Raw genomic sequence first — 19845 nt, forward strand, 5'->3', positions numbered from 1 at the left:
TCGGTCCCGAACGCGGCAGCGGGGTCGTCTTACGGCGTGAATGCCCGCTTCTCGTCGCAGAACGCGCACACCAGGTGCCCGTTCGTGTACTCCCAGACGTGAGCGTGCGGGGCCTCGAAGAACCCGCAACAGTCTGTGACGAGGTTCGGGGACGGGTCGGCGACGATGGTCTCTGTGGTCGGCATTTCGGGGTCGGCTTTCTGCGACGGGGGTCGGCGCGTTTGGCGTCTTCGTTTCAATGCGTTTGGAACAGAATCAGTATCCGGTCCGGCGAAGGGCGCCCGAAATACCTAGAACTGGTGGCGCCCGATGTGGGGTCGCCGCCGGCTCAGCCGCGTCGGTTGGCGACGCGCCCCGATGCGTTGGTCGTCGTCGCCACGAATGCTGCACTCACTCCCCCGAGTCGGCGATCTCTCCGATGAGCCGATCGATCTTGTCCCGGACGTCGAGCTGCTCCTCGTCCGCGTGCGTGAAGAGGATCCGGTAGATCACCGGGGCCACGACCACATCGACGACCCGCTCGGTCGCCGGAGGCGCCTCGCCTCGCTCGATCGCCCGCGACCGGATCTCCTCGATGTGCCGCCGCAGGATCTCGAAGTAGTCGGTGGTCACGTCCTTGTCGGCGACCATGTCGCGCAGGACCTGCCGCCCGAGTTCGGTGGAGAACTCCTCGACGTACGGCACGAACCAGGCGAGGAGGTCTCCCTCGAGCGTTCCGGTGTCCTCCACCTGCTCGAGGGCGAGGGAGTTCGACGCGACCGCGGCCAGCAGTCCCTGCAGGTCGCGCCACCGGCGATAGATGGTGCTCGTGTTGACGCCGGCCCGCTTGGCGATCTCCGGAATGGAGAGGGCGGTCCGGTCCCCGCCGTTCTCCTCGAGGAGCTCGGTCACGGCCGAGTGCACCGCCAGTTGGATGCGCGCGCTGCGGCCTCCCGGGCGGGCTGTCGGTGCGGTGGCCATGCGTCGATTCTAGAGTTCGCGCCCTAACGCGCAAAGTATGCGTTAAGGGAGTAGTGTTAAAGCATACTTTTCGCTTTAAGGAATCGAGGTCCCGATGAGACGCCGTCACGCGGCATTCTGGTTGCACGCTGCGGTGCTGGTCGTCTTCATCGGGGGCTCCGCAGCCCCCTCCCCGCTGTACGCGCGGTACGCCCACGAGTGGGGGCTCGGGCCGATCGCCGTCACCGCGGTCTTCGCCGTCTATGCGGCCGCCATCCTCGTCACCCTGCTGATCACGGGTTCCCTCGCCGATCACCTCGGCACGCGGCCGGTGCTCATCGCGGCGATCGTCCTCGAGATCGCTGCGATGCTCTTCTTCGCAGGCGCAGCCTCCCCCGCGGCCCTCATCGCCGCCCGGGTGATCCAGGGGGTGGCGACCGGGGCGACCATGAGCGCTGCCGGGGCCGCACTCATGGCGTTCGAGAACCCGGATCGTCCGGCCGGATCGCTGCTCAACAGCCTCGCCTCACCGATCGGACTCTCGAGCGGGGCGATCGGATCGTCCCTGCTGGTCGGGTTCGCCCCCGCACCCGCGCAGGTCGTCTATCTGACGATCGCAGCGCTGCTGGTGGTGCTGGGGATCCCGCTCGCCCTCCATCCGCAGACCGGGGGAACGCTGCCGTGGACGCCCCGATCGCTCGTCCCGCGACTCCGGATCCCTGCCGCTGCGGTGAAGACGGTCGCCACGGCGATGCCGGTCGGCGCCGCGACGTGGGCGCTCGGCGGGTTCTACCTGTCCCTCGGACCGTCGATCGTTCGTTCCCTCACCCACGATCCGGCGGTCATCATCGGCGGTCTCGCGCTGTTCGCCCTGTTCTTCCCGGCCGCGATCGCCGTCTTCGCAGCGCGACGGTGGTCCGACCGGACGACCATGCTCGTCGGGGTCACCTGCCTCGTCACCGGCGTCTCGGTCACCGCACTCGCGGTGGTCTCCGGCTCGGTGCTCCTCTACTTCGCCGGGACGATGGTGGCCGGCTGCGGTTTCGGCAGCGGCTACTCCGGAGCGCTGCGGGTCACCCTCCCGCTCGCCGAACCCCACGAGCGCGCCGGCATGTTCTCGGCGGTCTACGTCATCTGCTACCTCGGGTTCAGCGTCCCGGCCGTCGCCGCAGGCGCGCTCACGACCGTCGTCGGACTGAAGACGACGACCCTCGTCTACGGCGCGGCGCTCGTGGCGGCAGCGATCCCCGCGCTCATCGCCAACCTCCGACCGGCCCGAACGCGCCGCGTTGCTGTCGCCACCTCGACCGGCTCGCTGCGGGCCGTGCTCGGGTCGACCTCCTCCTGACGGCAGGTGGCTGCGGTCTAGGCTGGTGCGGGTCGACGCCAACGCGAGGAGCACAGAAGTGGTGGAGCAACGCCCGTTCGGGAGCACCGGGTTCGAGGTGTCGATCGTGGGGCTCGGCGCCGGTCAGATCGGCGAGAGCGACGTCACAGAACACGACGCGGCCGAGGTGCTCAACGGAGCCCTCGATCTCGGTGTGACACTCATCGACACCGCCGCGAGCTACGGCCTGAGCGAGGAACGCATCGGACGGCACCTCGGGCACCGCCGGGACGAATTCGTCCTCTCCACCAAGGGCGGGGCGAAGATCGACGGGCATCGGGACTGGTCGCCGGGCAGCATCCTCCGGAGCATCGAACGGTCACTGGAGCTGACCCGTTCCGAGCGACTCGACATCTTCTTCCTGCACTCGTGCCCCCTCGACGTCCTCCAGCGCGGAGACCTGCAGGACACCCTCGACCAGGCCGTCGCGGCCGGCAAGGTCGGCGTCGCGGGGTACAGCGGCGACAACGAGGCCCTCGCGTTCGCGGTGGGGTCCGGACGCTTCGGCGCCATCGAGGCCAGCGTCAACATCGTCGATCAGTGGAACCTCCGGAACGTCCTCGGCCGGCACCTCGAACAGGGCGTCATCGCCAAGCGCCCGATCGCGAACGCGCCGTGGAGGTTCCCCGACCGGCCGACCGGCCACTACGCGGAGCTCTACTGGGAGCGCCTCCAGGCCCTCGACCTCGACCCCGGCACCACGCCGTGGGCCGACCTCGCCCTCCGGTTCACCGCGTACGCGCCCGGCGTGCACACCGCCATCGCCGGCACCGCCAAGCTGGCCCACCTGCGGGAGAACATCGCGGCTGCCGCACAGGGCCCCCTCGACCCGCCGACGCTCGCGGCGATCGACGCAGCATGGCGCGCCGCGGGCTCGGCCTGGCCGGCCTCGACCTGACCCCTCGCATCCTCTTGCCCCTGCCGTAGGCCCGGGTGTAGGCCTGATGCCATAACGCCCAGCCGTCGGATACGTGGGGGCGTGACGGGGGGGCGGATCCGGTCTTGCGAAAGAATCGGCGGTACACCCATGAACGGAACACCGCTCGACGGACTGCGTGAACAGCTCCGCGGGCAACTCATCACACCCAGTGATCCCGACTACGACTCCGCCAGGGCCGTGTACAACGGGATGATCGACAGACACCCGGCCGGTGTCGTCCGTGTGGCGCAGGTCGCGGACGTCATCGCCAGCGTGAACTTCGCGCGCGACAACTCCCTCCCCCTGGCGATCCGCGGCGGCGGCCACAGCGCCCCCGGCTTCGGCACCTGGGACCGCGCCCTGGTCATCGACTTCGTCGACCGCACCGGTGTCCGCGTCGACCCGGAAGCCGGCACGGCCCGCGCCGAGGCAGGGACCACCTGGGCGGACTTCAACCACGCGACCCACGCGTTCGGTCTGGCCACCACGGGCGGCATCGTCGGGTCCACCGGGATCTCCGGTCTGACTCTCGGTGGCGGCATCGGCTACCTCTCCCGCAAATACGGGCTGTCCTGCGACAACCTGCTGTCCGCAGACGTCGTCCTCGCCGACGGCTCGTTCGTGAAGGCGAGCGAGGCCCAGAACGAGGACCTCTTCTGGGCGTTGAGGGGAGGCGGCGGCAACTTCGGGGTGGTGACATCGCTCGAGTACCGGCTTCATCCCGTGGACATGGTCCATGCCGCGATCATCATCTACGGCATCGAGCATGCCGAGACCGTGGCCAAGTTCTACCGCGACTACATCGCCTCGGCCCCCGAGGAGTTCGGAGCCTTCCTCGGTTTCCACCAGGGACCGCCCGTGCCCTTCCTTCCCGAGGAATGGCACGGCAAACCGGTCTGCGTGGTCATAGGCATGTGGACCGGTGACCCTGCCGAAGGCGAGGCCCGCTGGCAGCCGTTCCTCGACGTCGCCCCCGTGGCGGGCTCGCTGGTCGGCCCCATGCCGTACCCGGCCCTCAACGGCGCGTTCGACCCGCTCCTGCCCAAAGGGATGCAGGCCTACTGGAAAGCGAACTTCCTCGCCGAGCTCACCGACGACGTCATCGCCGTCCACCTCGAGTACGGCAGCAAGGTGCCCAGCGTGCAGACCTCCGTCCACCTGTACCCGATCGACGGCGCTGTGCACCGCGTCGGGAAGACGGACACCGCGTTCGTCTACCGCGACGTCAATTTCGCTCCGGTGATCGCCTGCATGTGGAACGACCCGGCAGACAACGCGGCGAACGTCGGCTGGGTCCGGGACTACGCGGCGGCGTTGCGCCCGTACTCCGCGCCGGGCGGCTACATCAACTTCATGGACGGTGACGACCAGGACAGGATCCGGGAAAACTACGGGGTCAACTACGACCGGTTGGTCGCCGTCAAGAAGAAGTACGACCCCGGAAACCTCTTCCACGTGAACCAGAACATCAAACCGGGCTGACCCTCCGCACGTGCGTTACGCTGCGGCTTCCTCGTACTTGTGGAGCAGTTGCGTACGGACATACTGCAAGCCGGCGGTCCATGCCTCGAGTTCGTCGAACAGTGTCTGGACGGCCTTCGCGTGCTGCGGACCGGGCTTGAAGGTTCGGAAGTTCTCGAAGTCGGAGAACAGGCTGAAGCTCAACTGCTGGCGCACATGCGCGAGCTGAAGGGCACTCGCCACCCCGCGCAGGTGCTCGATGGCGCGGGCGCCCCCGAGGCTGCCATAGCTGACGAACGCGGCGGCCTTGTTGTTCCACTCCGCGTAGAGGTAGTCGAGGGCGTTCTTGAGCACGCCGGAAGTGGAGTGGTTGTACTCCGGGCTGACGAAGATGTAGCCGTCGTAGTCGGCGATCTTCCGCGCCCACTCCTTGGTGTGGTCGTTCGCGTAAGCCCCCGAACTCGGCAATGCCGGTTCATCCAGGTGCGGAAGCGGGTAGTCGGCAAGATCGACGAGCTCGTAGATCGCCTCGCGATCCGCCGACTGCTCCATCACCCACCGGGCTACGCCGGCTCCGTTGCGACCGGGGCGAGTGCTGCCGAGAATTACGGCGATCTTGATGTCAGGCATGGTCTTTCTCCTCTTCGGTTTCGGCCGACACGCTGCGGTCAGACGCCTCGACGCCGACCTGACCGGGATGGTTTCCCCGGGCCGCCCTCGAGATCACCCGGTCCGGCCGGACGACCGCCCAGTCGCACCGGCTCTTCGACAGCCATGCCGCGAGCTCGCGCTCACCGGCGACAGAGCTGGACTGGTCGACACGCAGGTTCACCGCGCCCGCCTCGACCCCGGAGACGAGATCGACGCGCGAGATGACGGCGAAGTCCGAGGGGAGCACCTCGTCGATCGACCGGACTTCGCCCGTCCGCGGGTCCCTCACCCGCACGGGCGGGAGGATGGTGCCGCGCAGCCGCTTCGGCGTGGTCGCGTCGATCGCGTCCCCGGCTGCCAGTGCCGGCGAGGTACTGCTGAGGAGGCGCTGCTCGAGGGACGGGATACGTGAGGCGATCGGCATGGCGACGCGACGGCCGAGCACGGACGACGGCTCACGTCCGGTCATAACCCGGCCGATCATCATGGCCTTCCGGATGAGGGCCACGGCGTGCGGTTTGCGCTCGGTCTCATAGGTGCTGAGCAGGGAGTCCTCGCTTCGACCCGTGACGACCCGCGCCAGCTTCCACGCGAGGTTCATCGAGTCGCGCAGCCCGGACCCGAGCCCTTGACCGATGAAGGGCGGTGTCAGGTGGGCGGCGTCGCCGGCGAGCAGCACGCGGCCCTCCCTCCACTGCCGTGCCACTTGTGCCTTGAACATGTACTCGGCGATGCGAACGACGTGCACCTCGCTGTCGGGGAGGTCGCGGAGCCAGCGGTCGACGAGCTCGCGGAGCGCAGGGATCGACGAGAACCGGGCGGCGGATTCACCGTCGAGAAGCCGGAACTCCCAGCGGTAGCGGTCGGCGCCGACCCGCATGAAGGTGCCCGGCCGGTCGACGTCGCAGATCTGGTGCACACCGCCCCACGCGTCCAGCTCGCGGTCGACGCGCACATCGACGACCAGCCAGCGCTGCGCGAAGCCCAGGTTGTCGACGGGGATCTCGAGCAGGTCCCGCACGGTGCTGTTGGCTCCGTCGGCTCCGACGACGTAGAGGGCACGCAGGGTCGCCTCCTCGCCGGTGCGCCGGTCGGTGGTCATGACGGTCACACCGGCGGGCCCGGAGGCGAGGTCGCAGACGGCGACGCCGAGCATCAGGTCGATCAGTTCCACGGCCTCCGCGCGCGCACGCAGCAGTGCCTCGAGGTCCGGCTGGTCGAACAGGTTGGCCTCCGGAAGCGCGCCGGCCACGTCGAGCCGATCGAACTGCGCGAGCCGCCGGTGACGCCCGTCCACCAGCCGCAGGCCGGCGGCGGGGCGGCTGATGGCGGCGAAGCCCGTCCCGACCCCCAGGGAGTGCAGAATGCGGTAGACCTCGGCGTCGAGATGGACCGCCCGCGGGAGCGGGTAGATCGACTGATGCGCTTCGACGACGGCGGTGCTGACGCCCTGGCCGGCGAGCAGGATGGCGAGGGCCAGCCCCGTGGGGCCGCCGCCGACCACCACCACGTCGTAGTCGCGCCCGGCGACCATCAGCCGGCCTCGGTCAGAGCGAGGGCGTAGCCGCCCAGGATCGTCCGCGCGGCGGCGATGGAGGCGGGTGATCCGCCCAACTCCACGACCAGCCCGGCGTCGGTCTGCCTGACTGCGACGCGCACATCCGTGCGGCCGGCGCGTTCGAGCTCCTCGTGCGCGACCTCGGCGACGACGACCGCGCGGAGTTCGACCTTCGACGGCTTCCCGACCGCGGTGAGCGGGAGTCGCGGAAGGACGGTGACGTTCCGGGGTCGCGCGGCGGGCTCGTCGATGCGGGCCGTCGCCCATTCGCGGAGCGCGTCCCCGTCGACGTCGGCGCCCTCGGCAAGCGAGACGAAGGCGACGGGCACTTCGCCGCTGCGGCGGTCCGGTCGTCCGATCGCGGCCGCCGCGGTCACGGCCGGATGCGCCAGAAGCGCATCCTCGATGACGCGGGGGTCGATGTTGTGGCCGCCCCGGATGATGAGGTCCTTGCTGCGACCCTGGATGCTGATCGTGCCGTCCTCCGCGACCGAACCGAGATCGCCGGTGCGCAGCCAGCCGTCGACGATCGACGTGGTGTCGAGCGAGCGGACGCCGGCGGACTTCCTCAGGTAGCCCGCGAAGACCGTCGGGCCGGCGATGACCAGTTCCCCCGGCGATCCCGGCGGAAGCAGCTCCAGCGCGCCGTCCGCGCAGGATTCGTCCGCACCTCCGCCGGGCGCCTCCCGCACGACTCGTGCGGCGGCAACCCGCTGGTAAGGGAGCCGCTGACCGACCGAGCCCGGTCGCGCGCGTTCCGGCAGGGTCAGCGATGAGGCGCAGCCCGCCTCCGTCAACCCGTATCCTTCGCGCAGCTCGAGCCCCGTGCGCGCGGCGAACCCCGCGGCGACCAGGGGAGGCAGCGGTGCCGCACCGACGATCGGGGTGCGCAGCGACGAGATGTCGGCATTCACAGGCATGTCCGCGAGGGTCGCGTACACGGTGGGCACCGCACTCATCGCGGTGACCCCGTAGCGCTCGACCAGCCGCCAGAAAACCGCGTACAGTGCGGGGTCGCGCCAGCCCAGCGGGCTCGGCCAGACGCTTCGTGCGCCGGCGACGATCGGGGCCAGGCCCGTGACGAGAAGCGCGTTCACGTGGAACAACGGCAAACCGGCGAGGATGCTCGAATCGGTGCCGAGAGCGCCCGCTGTCGCGATGCTCCACGCCATCACGGCCTCGTTCGCGTGAGTGTGCGCGGCGATCTTCGGCGCGCCCGTGGTGCCGCCCGTGTGGAAGTAGGCGCTGAGATCCGTCGGCGCAGGAGGGGGGCAGGCGAGGTCGTCGTCGTGGACCCAGGTCATGGCCTCTTCGAGGTACGAGACCGAGACGCCGCGCCGCGACCCCAGAACGGGACGGGATGCGGAGACACCGTCGGGCCGCAGCGCGAGGATCGTGCGCACGCCCAACCGCTGCGCCGACTGCAGCGTCGTCTCCCACCGGTCGGCGTCGAGTTCCGGCCCCGCGGCGACGAGCACACGCGACTCGGTCAGCCCCGTGAGTCGGGCGATCCGGTGAACGTCGAAAGCCGCGTTCACCGGGGCGGCGATCCCGGCCGCCTGGGCGCCGAGCATCGCAGACAGCAGCGTGCTGACGTTCGGAGAGAGGAAGGTGACCGCATCCGTGCGGCCGACCCCCAGGCCGACGAACACGTTCGCAGACCGGATCGCCTGACTCCGCAGTTCCTCGAAGCTGACGGTGACGGCCTCCGTGAACCGGGACGGATCGGGCACCCAGGTGGACGCCGCCGCTGCGGGGAACCGTGCGGCGGCCTCCGTCACGATCTCCCACGTCGTCGCCGGGATGTTCCGCTCGGCCAGGGGGATGGCCTCGATGGCCGCCAGGTCGGCGGCGTCGGCCAGGCGAGGGAGGGACTCGGTCGTGGTCATGACGTGAAGCTGTTCTCGAGGCGCCCGAGACCGTCGATCTCGCTGTGGACGACGTCGCCCTCACGGAGGAAGAGGCCCCGCGTTGCACCGACCCCGGCCGGCGTCCCCGTGAAGATCAGGTCCCCCGGCGCGAGTTCGACCACCTGCGAGAGGTCGGCGATGATGCGCGGGACGTCGAAGATGAGGTCCCGTGTGTTGCCGTCCTGCAGGGGGATCGGGTCGGCACCGCTGCGGGACAGCGTCGCACGGACACCGAGCGAGTCGCGGTCGGACACCTCGTCGAGAGTCACGACCGCCGGCCCGAACGGTCCGAATCCCGGGAAGGACTTGCCCAGGCTGAACTGCGGCGCAGGCCCCCGCAGTTGAACGCCGCGATCGCTGAAGTCCTGTCCGACGCAGAGGCCGGCCACCGCATCCCACCCCTCGGTAGCTGCGATCCGGTGGGCGCGCCGTCCGATGACGACCACCAGTTCCGTCTCGTAGTCGACGTGCTCCGACGGCAGCGCGACGGCAGCGTTCGGGCCGGCCAGACTGGACGCGAACTTGGTGAAGACGATCAGGTCGGAGGGGAGGTCGAGGTTCGCCTCCGCCGCGTGATCGCGATAGTTCAGTCCGATGGCGAAGACCTGCGACGGGGCCGGAACGGGCGGCCCCAGCTCCTCCGGCAGGAACGGCTCACCGTCGGTCAGCGCGAACGACGGGGCGGCCGCGACGAAGGCCTCCCAATCGCGATACGGCGTCATGGGGTCCGGTCCGAACGCCCCGTCACTGACGGTGGCGAGGTCGAAGGCGAGGCCGTCGCGCAGCAGCACCGCGCGGCCGAGGCGGTTTGCGATACGCATGGTTCAGCCCTGCGGTTCGAGGACGTGCTCCGGTGCGGCGTCGGGCGCCGGCACCCCGTCGAGGAGGGTCGGGTCGGCGGCGATCCGATCCGGCCACGGGTCGGGGAACGTCAGGACAGGGACGTAGCCTTCCGGGACGTACTGGCGAGCATAGGTGCGCTCGTGGATCTCGTCGGGGCTGAGCCCGGCCCTGCGCGCCTCCACCAGCTTGGCGGGGTCGAACGGGGCGCCGATGTAGTCGGCGGCGAACTCCTGGGAGGCCCACATCCACTCCTTCGACATCCCCCAGTCACGGAAGTTGTCGACCTGGATCTCGACGCCGTTGCCGTCAGGATCCGCGTAGTACATCGACATCGTCATCCCGTGATCGAAGCAGATGTGCGGCTCGAGTCCGATCGCGGCCAGTCGCTCATAGTTGTCCAGCCACTGATCGAAGGTCGCGTACTCGAAGGCCGTGTGATGAAGGCCTGCGCTGTGCGGCTTGTTGATCGGCGGGACCGTGCCGGGCAGCTTGAGAAGAGCGATCCGGTGGTTCGCGAGGTCGTTGGTGAGCCACGCGGCATCGTGGCCGTAGTAGACGGGGTGCATCCCGCACACGAGCTCGTAGAACTCGACCATCGCGTTCACGTCCAGCGTCATGAACGTCGCGTGGTGCAGGAGCGGCGGGGTGATCGGACCGGTCTTCCAGCTGGAGGGATCAGTCGCGCGGATCTCAGTCATGGTGTTTCTCCTCTTCGACGGTGAAGTGATGGATGCATCCTTCATCGCTATTTTCGAAATGTCAAGAATTGTCGTAAATTTGGTTTTGATCGCATATGCCTGAAGTGTGCGAGGATACTTGCCGGGAGGATCCATGCCACGGCAGACGAATACGGAGACGCTCGGCGTCCAGCTGATCGAGGTCTTGCGCAGGGATCTGCTGGCCGGCCGTTTCCCGCCGGGTTCGCCGTTGCGCCTGGTCGCTCTCTCTCAGCAGTTCGGCACCAGCGTCTCAGTGGTGCGGGAGGCGCTGCTCCGACTCTCGGAGCAGGGTCTGGTCACGCTGACTCCCAACGCCGGGTTCCGTGTTCAGGCCGTTTCGAAGTCCGACCTCGACGACCTCACCGATCTCCGGGTCATGATCGAATGCGAAGCCCTCCGTCGCGCCATCGCCGAGGGCGACGCCGAGTGGGAGGCCGGGGTGCTCGCCGCCCACCACCTGCTCGAGCGAGCGCCCGTCCTCGATGAGGGCGAACGGGGCACGTCCGAAGAATGGAGCGCGGCGCATGCCCGCTTCCACGCCGCGCTGATCGCGGCGTGCGGCAGTCCACGGCTGATCGGCATCGCCGGCTCGCTCCGGGACAGCGCCGAGCTCTACCGGCAGCTCTCGACCGAAGCATCGATCGGCGGCGCACGGGATGTGCCCGGCGAGCACCGTCGCATGCTCGAACTCGCGCTGGCGAGGGACGCGGATGCTGCGGTCGCGCTACTCGAGACGCACCTGCGCACGACGGCCGAACTGATCCAGCCGATCGTCGAGCGCCTCGAGATCGACGGGGCGCCGGCGCCGGGCCCGCGGTGATCGGGCCACCGCGCGCGCCGGAAGGCGGCTCGGTGGCCCGATCTGCCTGCGGGTCAGCCGACGTGCAGCTTCTCCTTGACGTGCGCCTTGCGCTCCTCGGCCTTCTCGTGACGGGCGGCCTTGCGCTCCTCGCGCACCACCCGGTCGGCGGCCTTCTGCGCCTCGCGGTACGCGTCCCGAGCAGCGTCGAGCTCGGCCTGCACGACCTCGGTGGAGCGGCGGTAAACGGTGCCGCCCAGCCGCTTCATCAGCTCGTCGACGACCTCGACGGCGTACTCCTTGACCTGCGCGACGATGGCCGTGCCGCCCACCGGGATGAAGCGGCTGATCTCGCCGAGGACGCTCTCCGAATCGTCCGTCCGGCGGACGTCGTACGCCCCGCCGACCAGCAGACCGGTGGTCCAGCCGAACAGCATCCCGATCGGACCGCCGATGACGCCGATGGTCAGCCCCACGAGGCTGCCGCCCACGGTGGCCGCGCCGCCCGCGATGTCTTCTCCGTCCACGGTGGCCAGTCGGCCCTGCCCGTCGCGCGTGACGATGCTCGCGGCGAGCACGTCGACGCGTCCCTCGAGGGCCGCTGCCTTCAGCTCGCTGAGTGCCTGATACGCGTTGCGCGGGTCCTCGAACGAGACGGCGATGACATTGTTCTCCTGCATGAAAAGTGACCTCCAGATCACATCGATATTCGTATGGATTCGCGGGCGTTCGCCCGACACATCAAGACTCCGCCGGCGGCGCTCCCGGGTCATCGTGCGGTCTGTCGCAGCGTTCGGGACGCCGCTGTGCACTGTGCCCTCCCGGGCTTAAGCTGACCGCGTGTCCGCTGCAGACTCCGTGGCGCGCGTCATCGCGTCGCTGGACTGGGAGGGCGATCCCGGGCCTGCGCCGCTCGCCGGACCCGAGGCGGATCGCCTGCGGACGCGCCTGGGTGACGGGGCGGCCCGGTGGGTGGCCGGCGCGACGGAGAAGTCCCTATCCGCGCTCCACGCGCAGATCCAGGACGCCCTCGCACCCTGGCCGGTCATCCGGTCGTTCGCGCAGCACGTCCTGATCGCCACGCTGCTCGGGCTCGCCGGCCACGAGGAGCTTCCCGCCGCGAGGGAGGCGATCCATCACGACCTCGCCGAAGACGTCGTCAGCCGGGACGTCCCGTTGTCCGACATCACGGAGGCGCTGCGCACCGTGCAGCACGAGTGGCTGTCGCTGCTCATCGACGCCGCCGTCCGCCTCGGCCAGGAGGGCGTCGGCGTCGTCCCGGAACTCGCGACGTCGGTGGGCGCCACGATGGACGCCTGGATCGGCGCCGCGACCGAGGCAATCGTCGAGGAGCGCCGCCGCGTCTACCAGGCCGAGCAGGTGCGCATCCGGAGCACGGTCGAATCGCTGGTGGCGGCCGCGCCGGTGGACGTGGAGTCGGCGACGCGGCTGCTGCGCATCCGGCTGCTCGGCTGGCACCTCGGGTGCGCGATCGGTTCACCTCCCGGGGGCACCGTCGAACGGCGCGTACTGGAAGGCGTGATCCAGGGGTTCGCCCGCTTCGCCGGCACCGACCGGATGCTCCGCTACGAGACGACCGCCGGCACCGTCCACATCTGGGTCACCGCCGAGCGTCCGCCGCGGAGGCCGGCGGTGGAGGATCTGCACGTTCCGGCACCACTGCTGGTGGGCGTCGGCGAACCGCATCCGGGAACCGCCGGCTTCCGCCGGACCTTCCTGGAGGCGTCCGACGCGCTGGACCTCGCCGCCCGCGTGGGCGCGCCCGGCGGCCTCTGCTACGGCGATGCGGCGCTCGCGATCCTCCTCAGCCGGAACGAGGAGCGCGCCCGCTGGTTCGTCGAGCACGCGCTCGGCGAACTCGCCGGCGACACCCCGGAGATGGCGGACATGCGCGCTACGCTCCGCGCCTTCTTCGACACGAAGATGCGGATCGCTCCGGCTGCCGAGCGCCTGTACCTGCACCGCAACACACTGATCCACCGACTGGAACGCATCCAGACGCTTCTCGGGCACCCCATCACCGAGCGGTCCGCCGAAACCCAGGCGGCGCTGATGCTCGCCGACCTGGGATCGTCGCTCGGGTCTGCGGCGACGTAGTCGCCCGGGCGGACCGGTAATTCACCAGGGTCCAGCGACCTTGATCACGGCGGAGGGCGTGGGATTCGAACCCACGAGACATTTCTGCCCACCAGTTTTCAAGACTGGCTCCATCGGCCGCTCGGACAGCCCTCCCGGCGCCGGCGTACCGGCGTCGACCGATTCTAGCGAACGCGGGCGGGCGCCGGTCGGCGGCCGGTGATGAACACGCGCCGCCACAACCATCCTTTAGACCACCCAGCCGCCCCTATCCGCGAGCCTGGTTGAACGCGTTGACAAGGTACGCTCCCGTGATCGCGAGCGCGTAGCGCTTCTCGACGGGAACTGTCCGTGGATCGCGGAGAACACTCTCGATGTCCTCGACAGGAACTCCCGTCAACTGCGTGAGGTTCTGCGGGGAGAGGCGGCACTCGACTGTCAAAGACTCGAATATCGCCTTGAGACGTTCATTGCTTCCGATTCGCATGCCCTCTGTCAACTGTGCTGCGAGCAGAGCCAGACGGGCACCCTGATCAACCGTGAGCGATTGCGGGTCCGTCGTGAGTCCAGTTCCCCCGTTCTCGCCGAGGAACGACTGCAAATCATCTGGTCGGATCCCCGTGACAGCGTGCAATGCGTCGACGGAGATCGAGCCCTGGGCGATAAGAGACCGCAGCTCGTCCGCGACATCGAATGGCTGAGATGTCATTCCAGTGGCTTTCTTGTTTTTCCACGCATGAAGGCCGGCGGCGCTGAAGCCGTCCAGCCGTCATGCGGAAGCGACCTCAGGGATACGTGTAAAGCGTGTTGTTCGGAACTGTCTTGGCAACGGCGGCTCCCATGAAGAAGGCCGTTCCCGAGAGAGTACCGGAGTACCGGTGGCCGCGAAGCTTGCTCGTTGGAACGCTTCCTGAGAACACCAGCTCGAGGGTCGATCCGCCACTGAACCCGCTGGTGAGGTCGGTGATGCTGAAGTTCCCGACGAAGTTGGTGGCGGGGACGGACATCGCAACACTGAAGTAGTAGACCCCGGCGGAGGCCGTGACAGTGAGAGTCCCCGCATTCCCCGGATAGACCGTCCGGGGAGAGCGCTGGCTGAGCGTCGGCGAGTTGACGGCCTCCATACCGTAGACCACAGTCTCACCCTCGGCGATCGTCGTCACGTGGCCGTCGACAGTGAGCTCGTACGCGTCCGCTTCTGAGGTGGCCGCGGTGGCTGCGGGCGCTGCAGCCCCCAACGAGAGGCAGGAAGCCAGGAGCGCGAACGCAACCCCTGCCGCCAGCCTTGAACGCAGCTTCTTTGGCTTGGCCCGGTCGATCGGGCGATTCCACTCTCCGACAAACTCAATGATCTTTTTGAAGCGCATGTGCAGCCACCTTTCTGACCTCGTTGTCATCTGAAGCGTTATATCAAACGCCTCACGTCTGCACTTCGCTTTGCGCGCAACTGGAGTTCGAGAACGCACGAATAGAGCAATCGACAACCGCGCGAAGATCACCCCGGCGGTCATGCGTCGTCTTCGCGGCGAGCCCCATTGCCGAGGGAGGCCCGATTGCAAACGCGGCCCGAAGGAAGCTCGGACTTGTTAGCGCAGCTCCCGATCGATTGCCGTCAGTTCCTCAACGTGAGGCCTAGCGAACGCGGGCGGGCGACGGTCGGCGGCCGGTGATGAACACGTTCGCCACCCCCGCCGCCAACACCACCAGGGCCGACGCGACCGGCGCGAGCATCGCCGCGTGCGTCCCCGCGCTCTGCGCCAGCGCGCCGACCAGCGCCGAGGACGCCGACTGGCCGACGATCACGGCGGAGCCGAGGATCGTCATCACCGTCGCCGAGCGGCCGACCGGGCTGCGTTCGGCGCCGAAGCTGTATTGCGTCACGAGGGTGGGGCCGACGCCGAAGCCCGCGACCAGCAGTACCAGGATCATCCCGGGCACCGTGGTCGCGAACGGCAGCGCGGCCGTCGACAGCACCAGGATGCCGGCGAACGTCAGCCAGCGCCAGCGCAGCGCGAACCGGAGCGGGAACCAGGCCACGCCGAGCGCGAGAGCGGCTGAGCCGACGCCCATCACGCCGTAGACCAGGCCGGCCTGCTCTGGGTGGCCGAAGTCCGACAGGAACGAGGTCAGCGCGGTCAGCATCGAGCCGAAGAACAGGCCCATCCCGAGCACGCCGACAGTGACGGCGGCCAGGCCGGGACGGAACAGCTCGCGCGCGGGAGCCTGCCGCACCGGGAGGCCGTCCGCCGCGGTCGGGCGGAAGGAGCCGCTGCGGTGCAGGGCGAACGCGGTCACGAAGAGCACGGTGAGCACGGCGGCGCCGATGATCGGGGCGGCCGGGTTCAGCGTGGTCGCGAGGAGGCCGACGATGAACGGGCCGAAGACGAACACGACCTCGTCGGCGGCCGACTCGTACGCCATCGTCCCGTTGAGCACCGCGGCGTGACGGTCGCCGGGGAGGCGGCTGGCGATGATCCCGACCAGGCGGCTGCGCGACATCGGCGACACCTGCGGGGCGGTCGCGCCGATCAGGAACGCGACGAGCAGCACGAGCGCGTCCGGCGCCGGGCTGAAGACCACCCACGCGATCGCGAGCAGCGCGATGCTGTTCGCGATGCCGGCGACCAGCACGACGCCGCGCTGGCCGATCCGATCCGCCGCGGCGCCGATCAGCGGGCCGAAGATGGCGGTGCCGAGGCCCACCATCGCGGAGGTCAGGCCGCCGAGCGACAGTTCGCCGCGGGCGGAGACGACGAGGGTCAGCACGCCGACGACCATCATGGCGTACGGGAGGCGCGCCAGCAGCGCGACGGGGAAGTAGGAGAAGCCGGCGGCGCGCAGCAAGGTGGTCGCGCGTTCGGGCTCGCGGGCGACGTCCGACGACGTCGTGTCTGGTCGTGTCATGCCTGGCCTTCTGTCATCACCGCGGCGGACCGCGGGCTTCAAGTGCCGCCTTGGTCCGCCGGGCGAGCCGGCGCGAGGTAGTTACACGATGGAACTGTGAGCGGAGGGGCGAGCCTCCGCCGGATTCAAGTGTGCACCACGGCGGATCATTCCCGCCAGGCGCACGCGAGCGCTGCCGTGTCCCTGGTCAGTCCTGGAACGGCTTCGAGCAGGTGACCTGCGCGGCCGTCTGGCCGTGCACGTCGGACGGGAGCTGCACGGACGAGCCGTCGCCCGGGGCCGCGCTCGAGGTGCCGGTCGGAGCCGGAGCTGCCGGAGCCGCGGGAGCCTGCGTCGCCGGCGCGGAGGGCGCCGCCGGGGCCTGCGTCGCCGTGCCGGGCGCCGCCTCCGAGCCGACGCCGGTGTCACCGGTCAGGGTGACGGGCTTGTCGTTCTGGAGGGCCGTCATCAGGGTGCTTGCGGCATCCTTGGTCGGAGCCACACCGTCGCCCTCGTAGTGGTTCGGGTACTGCACGAAGACGACCTTCGGGACGTCGACGTTCTTCAGCGCCATGGCCATCGAGGCGATGGTGGTCGGGTTGTTGAGGCTCTCCGACAGCGAGATGTTGCTCGTCGCGGCCTTGGCCAGCGCGTACACCTTCACCGGGTTCGCGAGCGTGTCGGCGCTCTTGATGGTGCGGACGAGCGAGGAGAGGAAGACCTGCTGGTTGCTGATCCGGCCGAGGTCCGATCCGTCGCCCACGCCGTGCCGGGTGCGGAGGAACGCCAGCGCCGGCGCGCCCTGGAGGGTGTTCTCGCCGGCCTTCACGTCGAGGCCGGTGTACGGGTCCTTGATGTCGCCCGCGACGCAGACGTTCACGCCTCCGACGGCGTTGGACATCTCGATCACGCCGTCGAACTGGATGACACCCGCGTACGGGATGTCCAGTCCGGTCAGCTTCTCGACCGTGAGCACGGTGCAGGCCAGCCCGCCGTAGCTGAGCGTGTTGTTGATCTTCTGGCGGCTCATCGCGTCGTAGCTGCCGCCCTTGCCGTCCGGGCAGGACGGGATGGGGACGTACATGTCGCGCGGGAAGCTGACGACGGTGGCGTTCTTGTGGTCGGCCGACACGTGCAGCAGCATCGTCACGTCGTTGAGGTTCTCGCCGCGGTCGCCGTAGGTCTTGTTGCCGCCGCCGGAGTCGGAGCCGGCGAGGAGGACGTTGAACGCACCGTCCATCGCGCCGATGCCGGGCGTGACGACCTTGCCCTTCGCGTCCACGAGCTTGACCGCGGGCTTGAGGCTGGAGGCCACGTCGTACGTCGCGTACGCCGCGACGCCGGCCGTGCTGACGCCCACGACGGCGAGCAGGCCGACGAGGAGGGCCGCAATGGTCGTGAACGGGTTATGCCGCTTGAGGCGTCCGTGCCGTGCCACCGAAGGGCCGGCCGACTTCTCCTGTGCTCGCGTCTGGGCGCGGGTGGGCAACTCGTCCATTCACTCCCTCTCGTCGGACGTCGTCAGGGCGGCGCCTGAGAGGGCACACACCATTCCCAAGTCTGACACAGCCGGCTGGAAATGCTCTGGGCGGAGAAAGGCCCGGTCAGAGCGAGTCGAGCAGCGCCGCGAGGCCGTCGTCTGACACCGTTCCGGTGACCTCGGTCGCGACGGCCTTGACCTCGTCCGGGGCCTGCCCCATCGCGGCGCTCCGCCCCTCGGCCCCGGCCCACTCCAGCAGTTCGAGGTCGTTGCGGCCGTCGCCCACGGCGACCAGCCGGGCCGCCGGGATGTCGAGCGCGTGCCGCACCCGCTCCATCGCCGTCGCCTTGTTCACGCCGTCCGGTGAGATGTCCAGCCACGCGGTCCAGCCGATCGAGTAGCTCACCCGCTGGAGGCCCATCCGCTCCACGATGGCGAGGAACTCCTCCTCGTCGTGCTGCGGCGACACGACGACGACGCGGGTCGCGGGATGCTCGGTGAGCTCGTCGAAGTCGACCTGCTCGGCGTTCACCAGCTCCCAATCGGTCATGCCCTCGGTGTAGCGGCGGAAGCCGGTCGGATCCTCGACCATGAAGCTGCCGGACGGCAGGTGCGGCCGGATGGTGCGCAGCACCTCGGTCGGGTCGAAGGTCTCGATGAACTCGCGCCGGTAACCGCCCTCGACGGTTTCGTCCCGCATCATCGTCAGCGCGCCGTTGGCGCACACCACGAACTTGCTGGTCAACCCGAACTTCTCGTGGATCGGCCGCGCGGTCTCCCAGCTCCGGCCGGTGGCCAGCATCACCTCGTGCCCGGCCTCCCGGACGCGCGTGACGGCGGCCAGCACGGCGTCGCCGACGGACTCGTCCTCATGGATGAGGGTGCCGTCCACGTCGAGCGCGATCAGCAGGCGGTCGCTCCCGGCCACGGTGCTCACTGGGCGATCGGCTCCAGGACCTCGAGGCCGCCCAGGTAGGGCCGCAGCGCCTCCGGGACCAGCACCGACCCGTCGGCACGCTGGTGGGTCTCCAGGATGGCGACCAGCCAGCGGGTCGTCGCGAGCGTGCCGTTCAGGGTCGCGACCGGCGCGGTCTTGCCCGACTCGGTGCGGTAGCGGATCTCCAGGCGGCGGGCCTGGAAGGTCGTGCAGTTGGAGGTCGACGTCAGCTCGCGGTAGCGGCCCTGCGTCGGGATCCACGCCTCCACGTCGTACTTGCGCGCGGCGCTCGACCCGAGGTCGCCCGCGGCGGTGTCGATGACGCGGTAGCTGAGCCCGAGGGCCTGCATCATCTCCTCCTGCCAGGCGAGCAGCCGGGCGTGCTCGGCCTCGGCGTTCTCCGGGAGGGTGTAGACGAACATCTCCAGCTTGTTGAACTGGTGCACCCGGATGATGCCGCGGGTGTCCTTGCCCGCCGAGCCGGCCTCGCGCCGGTAGCAGGTGGACCAGCCGGCGTAGCGCAGCGGCTCGGACACGTCGAGGATCTCGTCGGAGTGGTAGCCGGCGAGCGCGACCTCGCTGGTGCCGGTGAGGTAGAGGTCGTCGTCGGCCAGGTGGTACACCTCGTCGGCGTGCGAGCCCAGGAAGCCGGTGCCCTGCATCACCTCCGGCTTCACCAAGGTGGGCGTGATCATCGGCACGAAGCCGTTGGCCAACGCCTTGTCGAGCGCCATGTTCATCAGCGCGATCTCGAGCCGCGCGCCGATGCCGCGCAGGAACGAGAACCGGGCCCCGGCGACCTTGGCGCCGCGGGCCATGTCGATCGCGCCGAGCAGTTCGCCGAGCTCCAGGTGGTCGCGCGGCTCGAAGTCGAACTCCGGGACGCCGCCGACCTCCTTCAGCACGATGAAGTCGTCCTCGCCGCCGCTCGGGACGCCGTCCACGATCGGGTTGCCGATGCGCCGCAGCACCGCATTGAAGTGCGCCTCGGCGGTGTTGGCGGCCTGCTGCGCCTCCTTCACCCGGCCGGCGAGCGCCTGCGCCTGGGCGACGAGCGCCTGCTTCTCGTCCTTCGGCGCCTGCGCGACCTGCTTGCCGAACGCGTTCTGCTCCGCGCGCAGTTCCTCGAACGCCGTGATCGCAGCCCGGCGCTCGATGTCGGCCTGCAGGGCCTCATCGACGAGCTGGACGGAGTCGCCGCGGGCCTCCTGGGAACGTCGGACGACATCGGGGTTCTCGCGCAGAAGGACGGGATCGATCAC

The 19845-nt window shown here is 69.3% G+C and carries 19 protein-coding genes and 1 tRNA gene; 5 read left to right on the plus strand and 15 right to left on the minus strand.

The annotated features are described in order from the left end of the window. Window positions 1–29: 29 nt before the first annotated feature. Both ABIA36_RS06615 and ABIA36_RS06620 read right to left on the minus strand, forming a co-directional pair. On the minus strand, window positions 30–185 hold the full coding sequence (locus ABIA36_RS06615) for a hypothetical protein (protein WP_369961488.1): 156 nt from the start codon (window positions 183–185) through the stop codon (window positions 30–32). 205 nt (window positions 186–390) lie between these two features. After that, complete coding sequence (locus ABIA36_RS06620) at window positions 391–960, minus strand: TetR/AcrR family transcriptional regulator (protein ID WP_369961489.1); 570 nt, start codon at window positions 958–960, stop codon at window positions 391–393. Window positions 961–1054: 94 nt separating this feature from the next. Here ABIA36_RS06620 and ABIA36_RS06625 point away from each other — a divergent pair, with 94 nt between their 5' ends. The 3 genes from ABIA36_RS06625 (at window position 1055) to ABIA36_RS06635 (ending at window position 4727) form a co-directional block, all read left to right on the plus strand. After that, window positions 1055–2287, plus strand: a complete 1233-nt coding sequence (locus tag ABIA36_RS06625) for an MFS transporter (RefSeq protein ID WP_369961490.1) — start codon at window positions 1055–1057, stop codon at window positions 2285–2287. A 58-nt stretch (window positions 2288–2345) separates the two neighbouring features. Further along, window positions 2346–3224 (plus strand): aldo/keto reductase, encoded by an 879-nt coding sequence (locus ABIA36_RS06630; protein WP_369961491.1) that lies wholly within the window; start codon window positions 2346–2348, stop codon window positions 3222–3224. Between the two features lie 129 nt (window positions 3225–3353). After that, window positions 3354–4727, plus strand: coding sequence for an FAD-binding oxidoreductase (locus ABIA36_RS06635; RefSeq protein ID WP_369961492.1), 1374 nt, complete (start codon window positions 3354–3356; stop codon window positions 4725–4727). Window positions 4728–4742: 15 nt separating this feature from the next. Here the strand turns inward: ABIA36_RS06635 and ABIA36_RS06640 are convergent, their stop codons facing one another. Genes ABIA36_RS06640 through ABIA36_RS06660 form a run of 5 tightly spaced genes read right to left on the minus strand, consistent with a single transcriptional unit; the run spans window position 4743 to window position 10366 of the window. Next, window positions 4743–5336, minus strand: coding sequence for an NADPH-dependent FMN reductase (locus tag ABIA36_RS06640; protein ID WP_369961493.1), 594 nt, complete (start codon window positions 5334–5336; stop codon window positions 4743–4745). Next, window positions 5329–6891 carry a bifunctional 3-(3-hydroxy-phenyl)propionate/3-hydroxycinnamic acid hydroxylase gene (locus tag ABIA36_RS06645; protein ID WP_369961494.1) on the minus strand — a complete coding sequence of 521 codons (1563 nt, stop codon included), beginning with the start codon at window positions 6889–6891 and terminating at the stop codon, window positions 5329–5331. The genes ABIA36_RS06640 and ABIA36_RS06645 overlap by 8 nt, the downstream gene beginning before the upstream one ends. Next, the gene (locus ABIA36_RS06650; RefSeq protein WP_369961495.1) at window positions 6891–8804 is read right to left on the minus strand and encodes an acyl-CoA synthetase; all 1914 of its coding nucleotides are present in this window, start codon (window positions 8802–8804) and stop codon (window positions 6891–6893) included. The genes ABIA36_RS06645 and ABIA36_RS06650 overlap by 1 nt, the downstream gene beginning before the upstream one ends. Further along, entirely contained in the window at window positions 8801–9646 is an 846-nt protein-coding gene (locus tag ABIA36_RS06655) for a fumarylacetoacetate hydrolase family protein (RefSeq protein WP_369961496.1), read from the minus strand. Before ABIA36_RS06655 ends, ABIA36_RS06650 begins: the two co-directional genes overlap by 4 nt. Before the next feature lie 3 nt (window positions 9647–9649). Continuing rightward, window positions 9650–10366, minus strand: coding sequence for a VOC family protein (locus ABIA36_RS06660; RefSeq protein ID WP_369961497.1), 717 nt, complete (start codon window positions 10364–10366; stop codon window positions 9650–9652). 133 nt (window positions 10367–10499) lie between these two features. Here ABIA36_RS06660 and ABIA36_RS06665 point away from each other — a divergent pair, with 133 nt between their 5' ends. Next, on the plus strand, window positions 10500–11207 hold the full coding sequence (locus ABIA36_RS06665; RefSeq protein WP_369961498.1) for a GntR family transcriptional regulator: 708 nt from the start codon (window positions 10500–10502) through the stop codon (window positions 11205–11207). A gap of 53 nt (window positions 11208–11260) precedes the next feature. Here the strand turns inward: ABIA36_RS06665 and ABIA36_RS06670 are convergent, their stop codons facing one another. Continuing rightward, window positions 11261–11866, minus strand: a complete 606-nt coding sequence (locus ABIA36_RS06670; protein WP_369961499.1) for a DUF1269 domain-containing protein — start codon at window positions 11864–11866, stop codon at window positions 11261–11263. A gap of 160 nt (window positions 11867–12026) precedes the next feature. On the opposite strand from ABIA36_RS06670, the gene ABIA36_RS06675 reads away from it, so the two are divergent. Next, window positions 12027–13304, plus strand: a complete 1278-nt coding sequence (locus ABIA36_RS06675) for a PucR family transcriptional regulator (protein ID WP_369961500.1) — start codon at window positions 12027–12029, stop codon at window positions 13302–13304. Window positions 13305–13354: 50 nt separating this feature from the next. Here the strand turns inward: ABIA36_RS06675 and ABIA36_RS06680 are convergent. From ABIA36_RS06680 to serS, 7 genes are all read right to left on the minus strand, one after another. After that, a tRNA-Ser gene (locus ABIA36_RS06680) sits at window positions 13355–13439 on the minus strand. A 112-nt stretch (window positions 13440–13551) separates the two neighbouring features. Further along, entirely contained in the window at window positions 13552–13992 is a 441-nt protein-coding gene (locus ABIA36_RS06685; protein ID WP_369961501.1) for an HTH domain-containing protein, read from the minus strand. Window positions 13993–14068: 76 nt separating this feature from the next. Then, window positions 14069–14650 carry a hypothetical protein gene (locus ABIA36_RS06690; RefSeq protein ID WP_369961502.1) on the minus strand — a complete coding sequence of 194 codons (582 nt, stop codon included), beginning with the start codon at window positions 14648–14650 and terminating at the stop codon, window positions 14069–14071. Between the two features lie 265 nt (window positions 14651–14915). Beyond that, complete coding sequence (locus ABIA36_RS06695; protein WP_369961503.1) at window positions 14916–16187, minus strand: MFS transporter; 1272 nt, start codon at window positions 16185–16187, stop codon at window positions 14916–14918. 187 nt (window positions 16188–16374) lie between these two features. Next, window positions 16375–17664 carry an LCP family protein gene (locus ABIA36_RS06700; protein ID WP_369961504.1) on the minus strand — a complete coding sequence of 430 codons (1290 nt, stop codon included), beginning with the start codon at window positions 17662–17664 and terminating at the stop codon, window positions 16375–16377. A 106-nt stretch (window positions 17665–17770) separates the two neighbouring features. After that, complete coding sequence (locus ABIA36_RS06705) at window positions 17771–18583, minus strand: HAD family hydrolase (RefSeq protein WP_369961505.1); 813 nt, start codon at window positions 18581–18583, stop codon at window positions 17771–17773. Further along, a complete protein-coding gene (gene serS, locus ABIA36_RS06710) occupies window positions 18580–19845 on the minus strand; it encodes a serine--tRNA ligase (RefSeq protein ID WP_369961506.1) in 1266 nt (421 codons plus the stop codon). Before serS ends, ABIA36_RS06705 begins: the two co-directional genes overlap by 4 nt.

Origin of the sequence: Leifsonia sp. EB34 (assembly GCF_041260585.1) — a bacterium.
Classification (GTDB): domain Bacteria; phylum Actinomycetota; class Actinomycetes; order Actinomycetales; family Microbacteriaceae; genus Leifsonia.

Coding starts and splice junctions, on each gene's coding strand:
- ABIA36_RS06615 (WP_369961488.1), bottom strand. CDS start 185: ATGCCGACCACAGAGACCATCGTCGCCGACCCGTCCCCGAACCTCGTC.
- ABIA36_RS06650 (WP_369961495.1), bottom strand. CDS start 8,804: ATGACCACGACCGAGTCCCTCCCTCGCCTGGCCGACGCCGCCGACCTG.
- ABIA36_RS06685 (WP_369961501.1), bottom strand. CDS start 13,992: ATGACATCTCAGCCATTCGATGTCGCGGACGAGCTGCGGTCTCTTATC.
- ABIA36_RS06700 (WP_369961504.1), bottom strand. CDS start 17,664: ATGGACGAGTTGCCCACCCGCGCCCAGACGCGAGCACAGGAGAAGTCG.
- ABIA36_RS06660 (WP_369961497.1), bottom strand. CDS start 10,366: ATGACTGAGATCCGCGCGACTGATCCCTCCAGCTGGAAGACCGGTCCG.
- ABIA36_RS06620 (WP_369961489.1), bottom strand. CDS start 960: ATGGCCACCGCACCGACAGCCCGCCCGGGAGGCCGCAGCGCGCGCATC.
- ABIA36_RS06645 (WP_369961494.1), bottom strand. CDS start 6,891: ATGGTCGCCGGGCGCGACTACGACGTGGTGGTGGTCGGCGGCGGCCCC.
- ABIA36_RS06670 (WP_369961499.1), bottom strand. CDS start 11,866: ATGCAGGAGAACAATGTCATCGCCGTCTCGTTCGAGGACCCGCGCAAC.
- ABIA36_RS06695 (WP_369961503.1), bottom strand. CDS start 16,187: ATGACACGACCAGACACGACGTCGTCGGACGTCGCCCGCGAGCCCGAA.
- ABIA36_RS06625 (WP_369961490.1), top strand. CDS start 1,055: ATGAGACGCCGTCACGCGGCATTCTGGTTGCACGCTGCGGTGCTGGTC.
- ABIA36_RS06640 (WP_369961493.1), bottom strand. CDS start 5,336: ATGCCTGACATCAAGATCGCCGTAATTCTCGGCAGCACTCGCCCCGGT.
- ABIA36_RS06665 (WP_369961498.1), top strand. CDS start 10,500: ATGCCACGGCAGACGAATACGGAGACGCTCGGCGTCCAGCTGATCGAG.
- ABIA36_RS06655 (WP_369961496.1), bottom strand. CDS start 9,646: ATGCGTATCGCAAACCGCCTCGGCCGCGCGGTGCTGCTGCGCGACGGC.
- ABIA36_RS06635 (WP_369961492.1), top strand. CDS start 3,354: ATGAACGGAACACCGCTCGACGGACTGCGTGAACAGCTCCGCGGGCAA.
- ABIA36_RS06690 (WP_369961502.1), bottom strand. CDS start 14,650: ATGCGCTTCAAAAAGATCATTGAGTTTGTCGGAGAGTGGAATCGCCCG.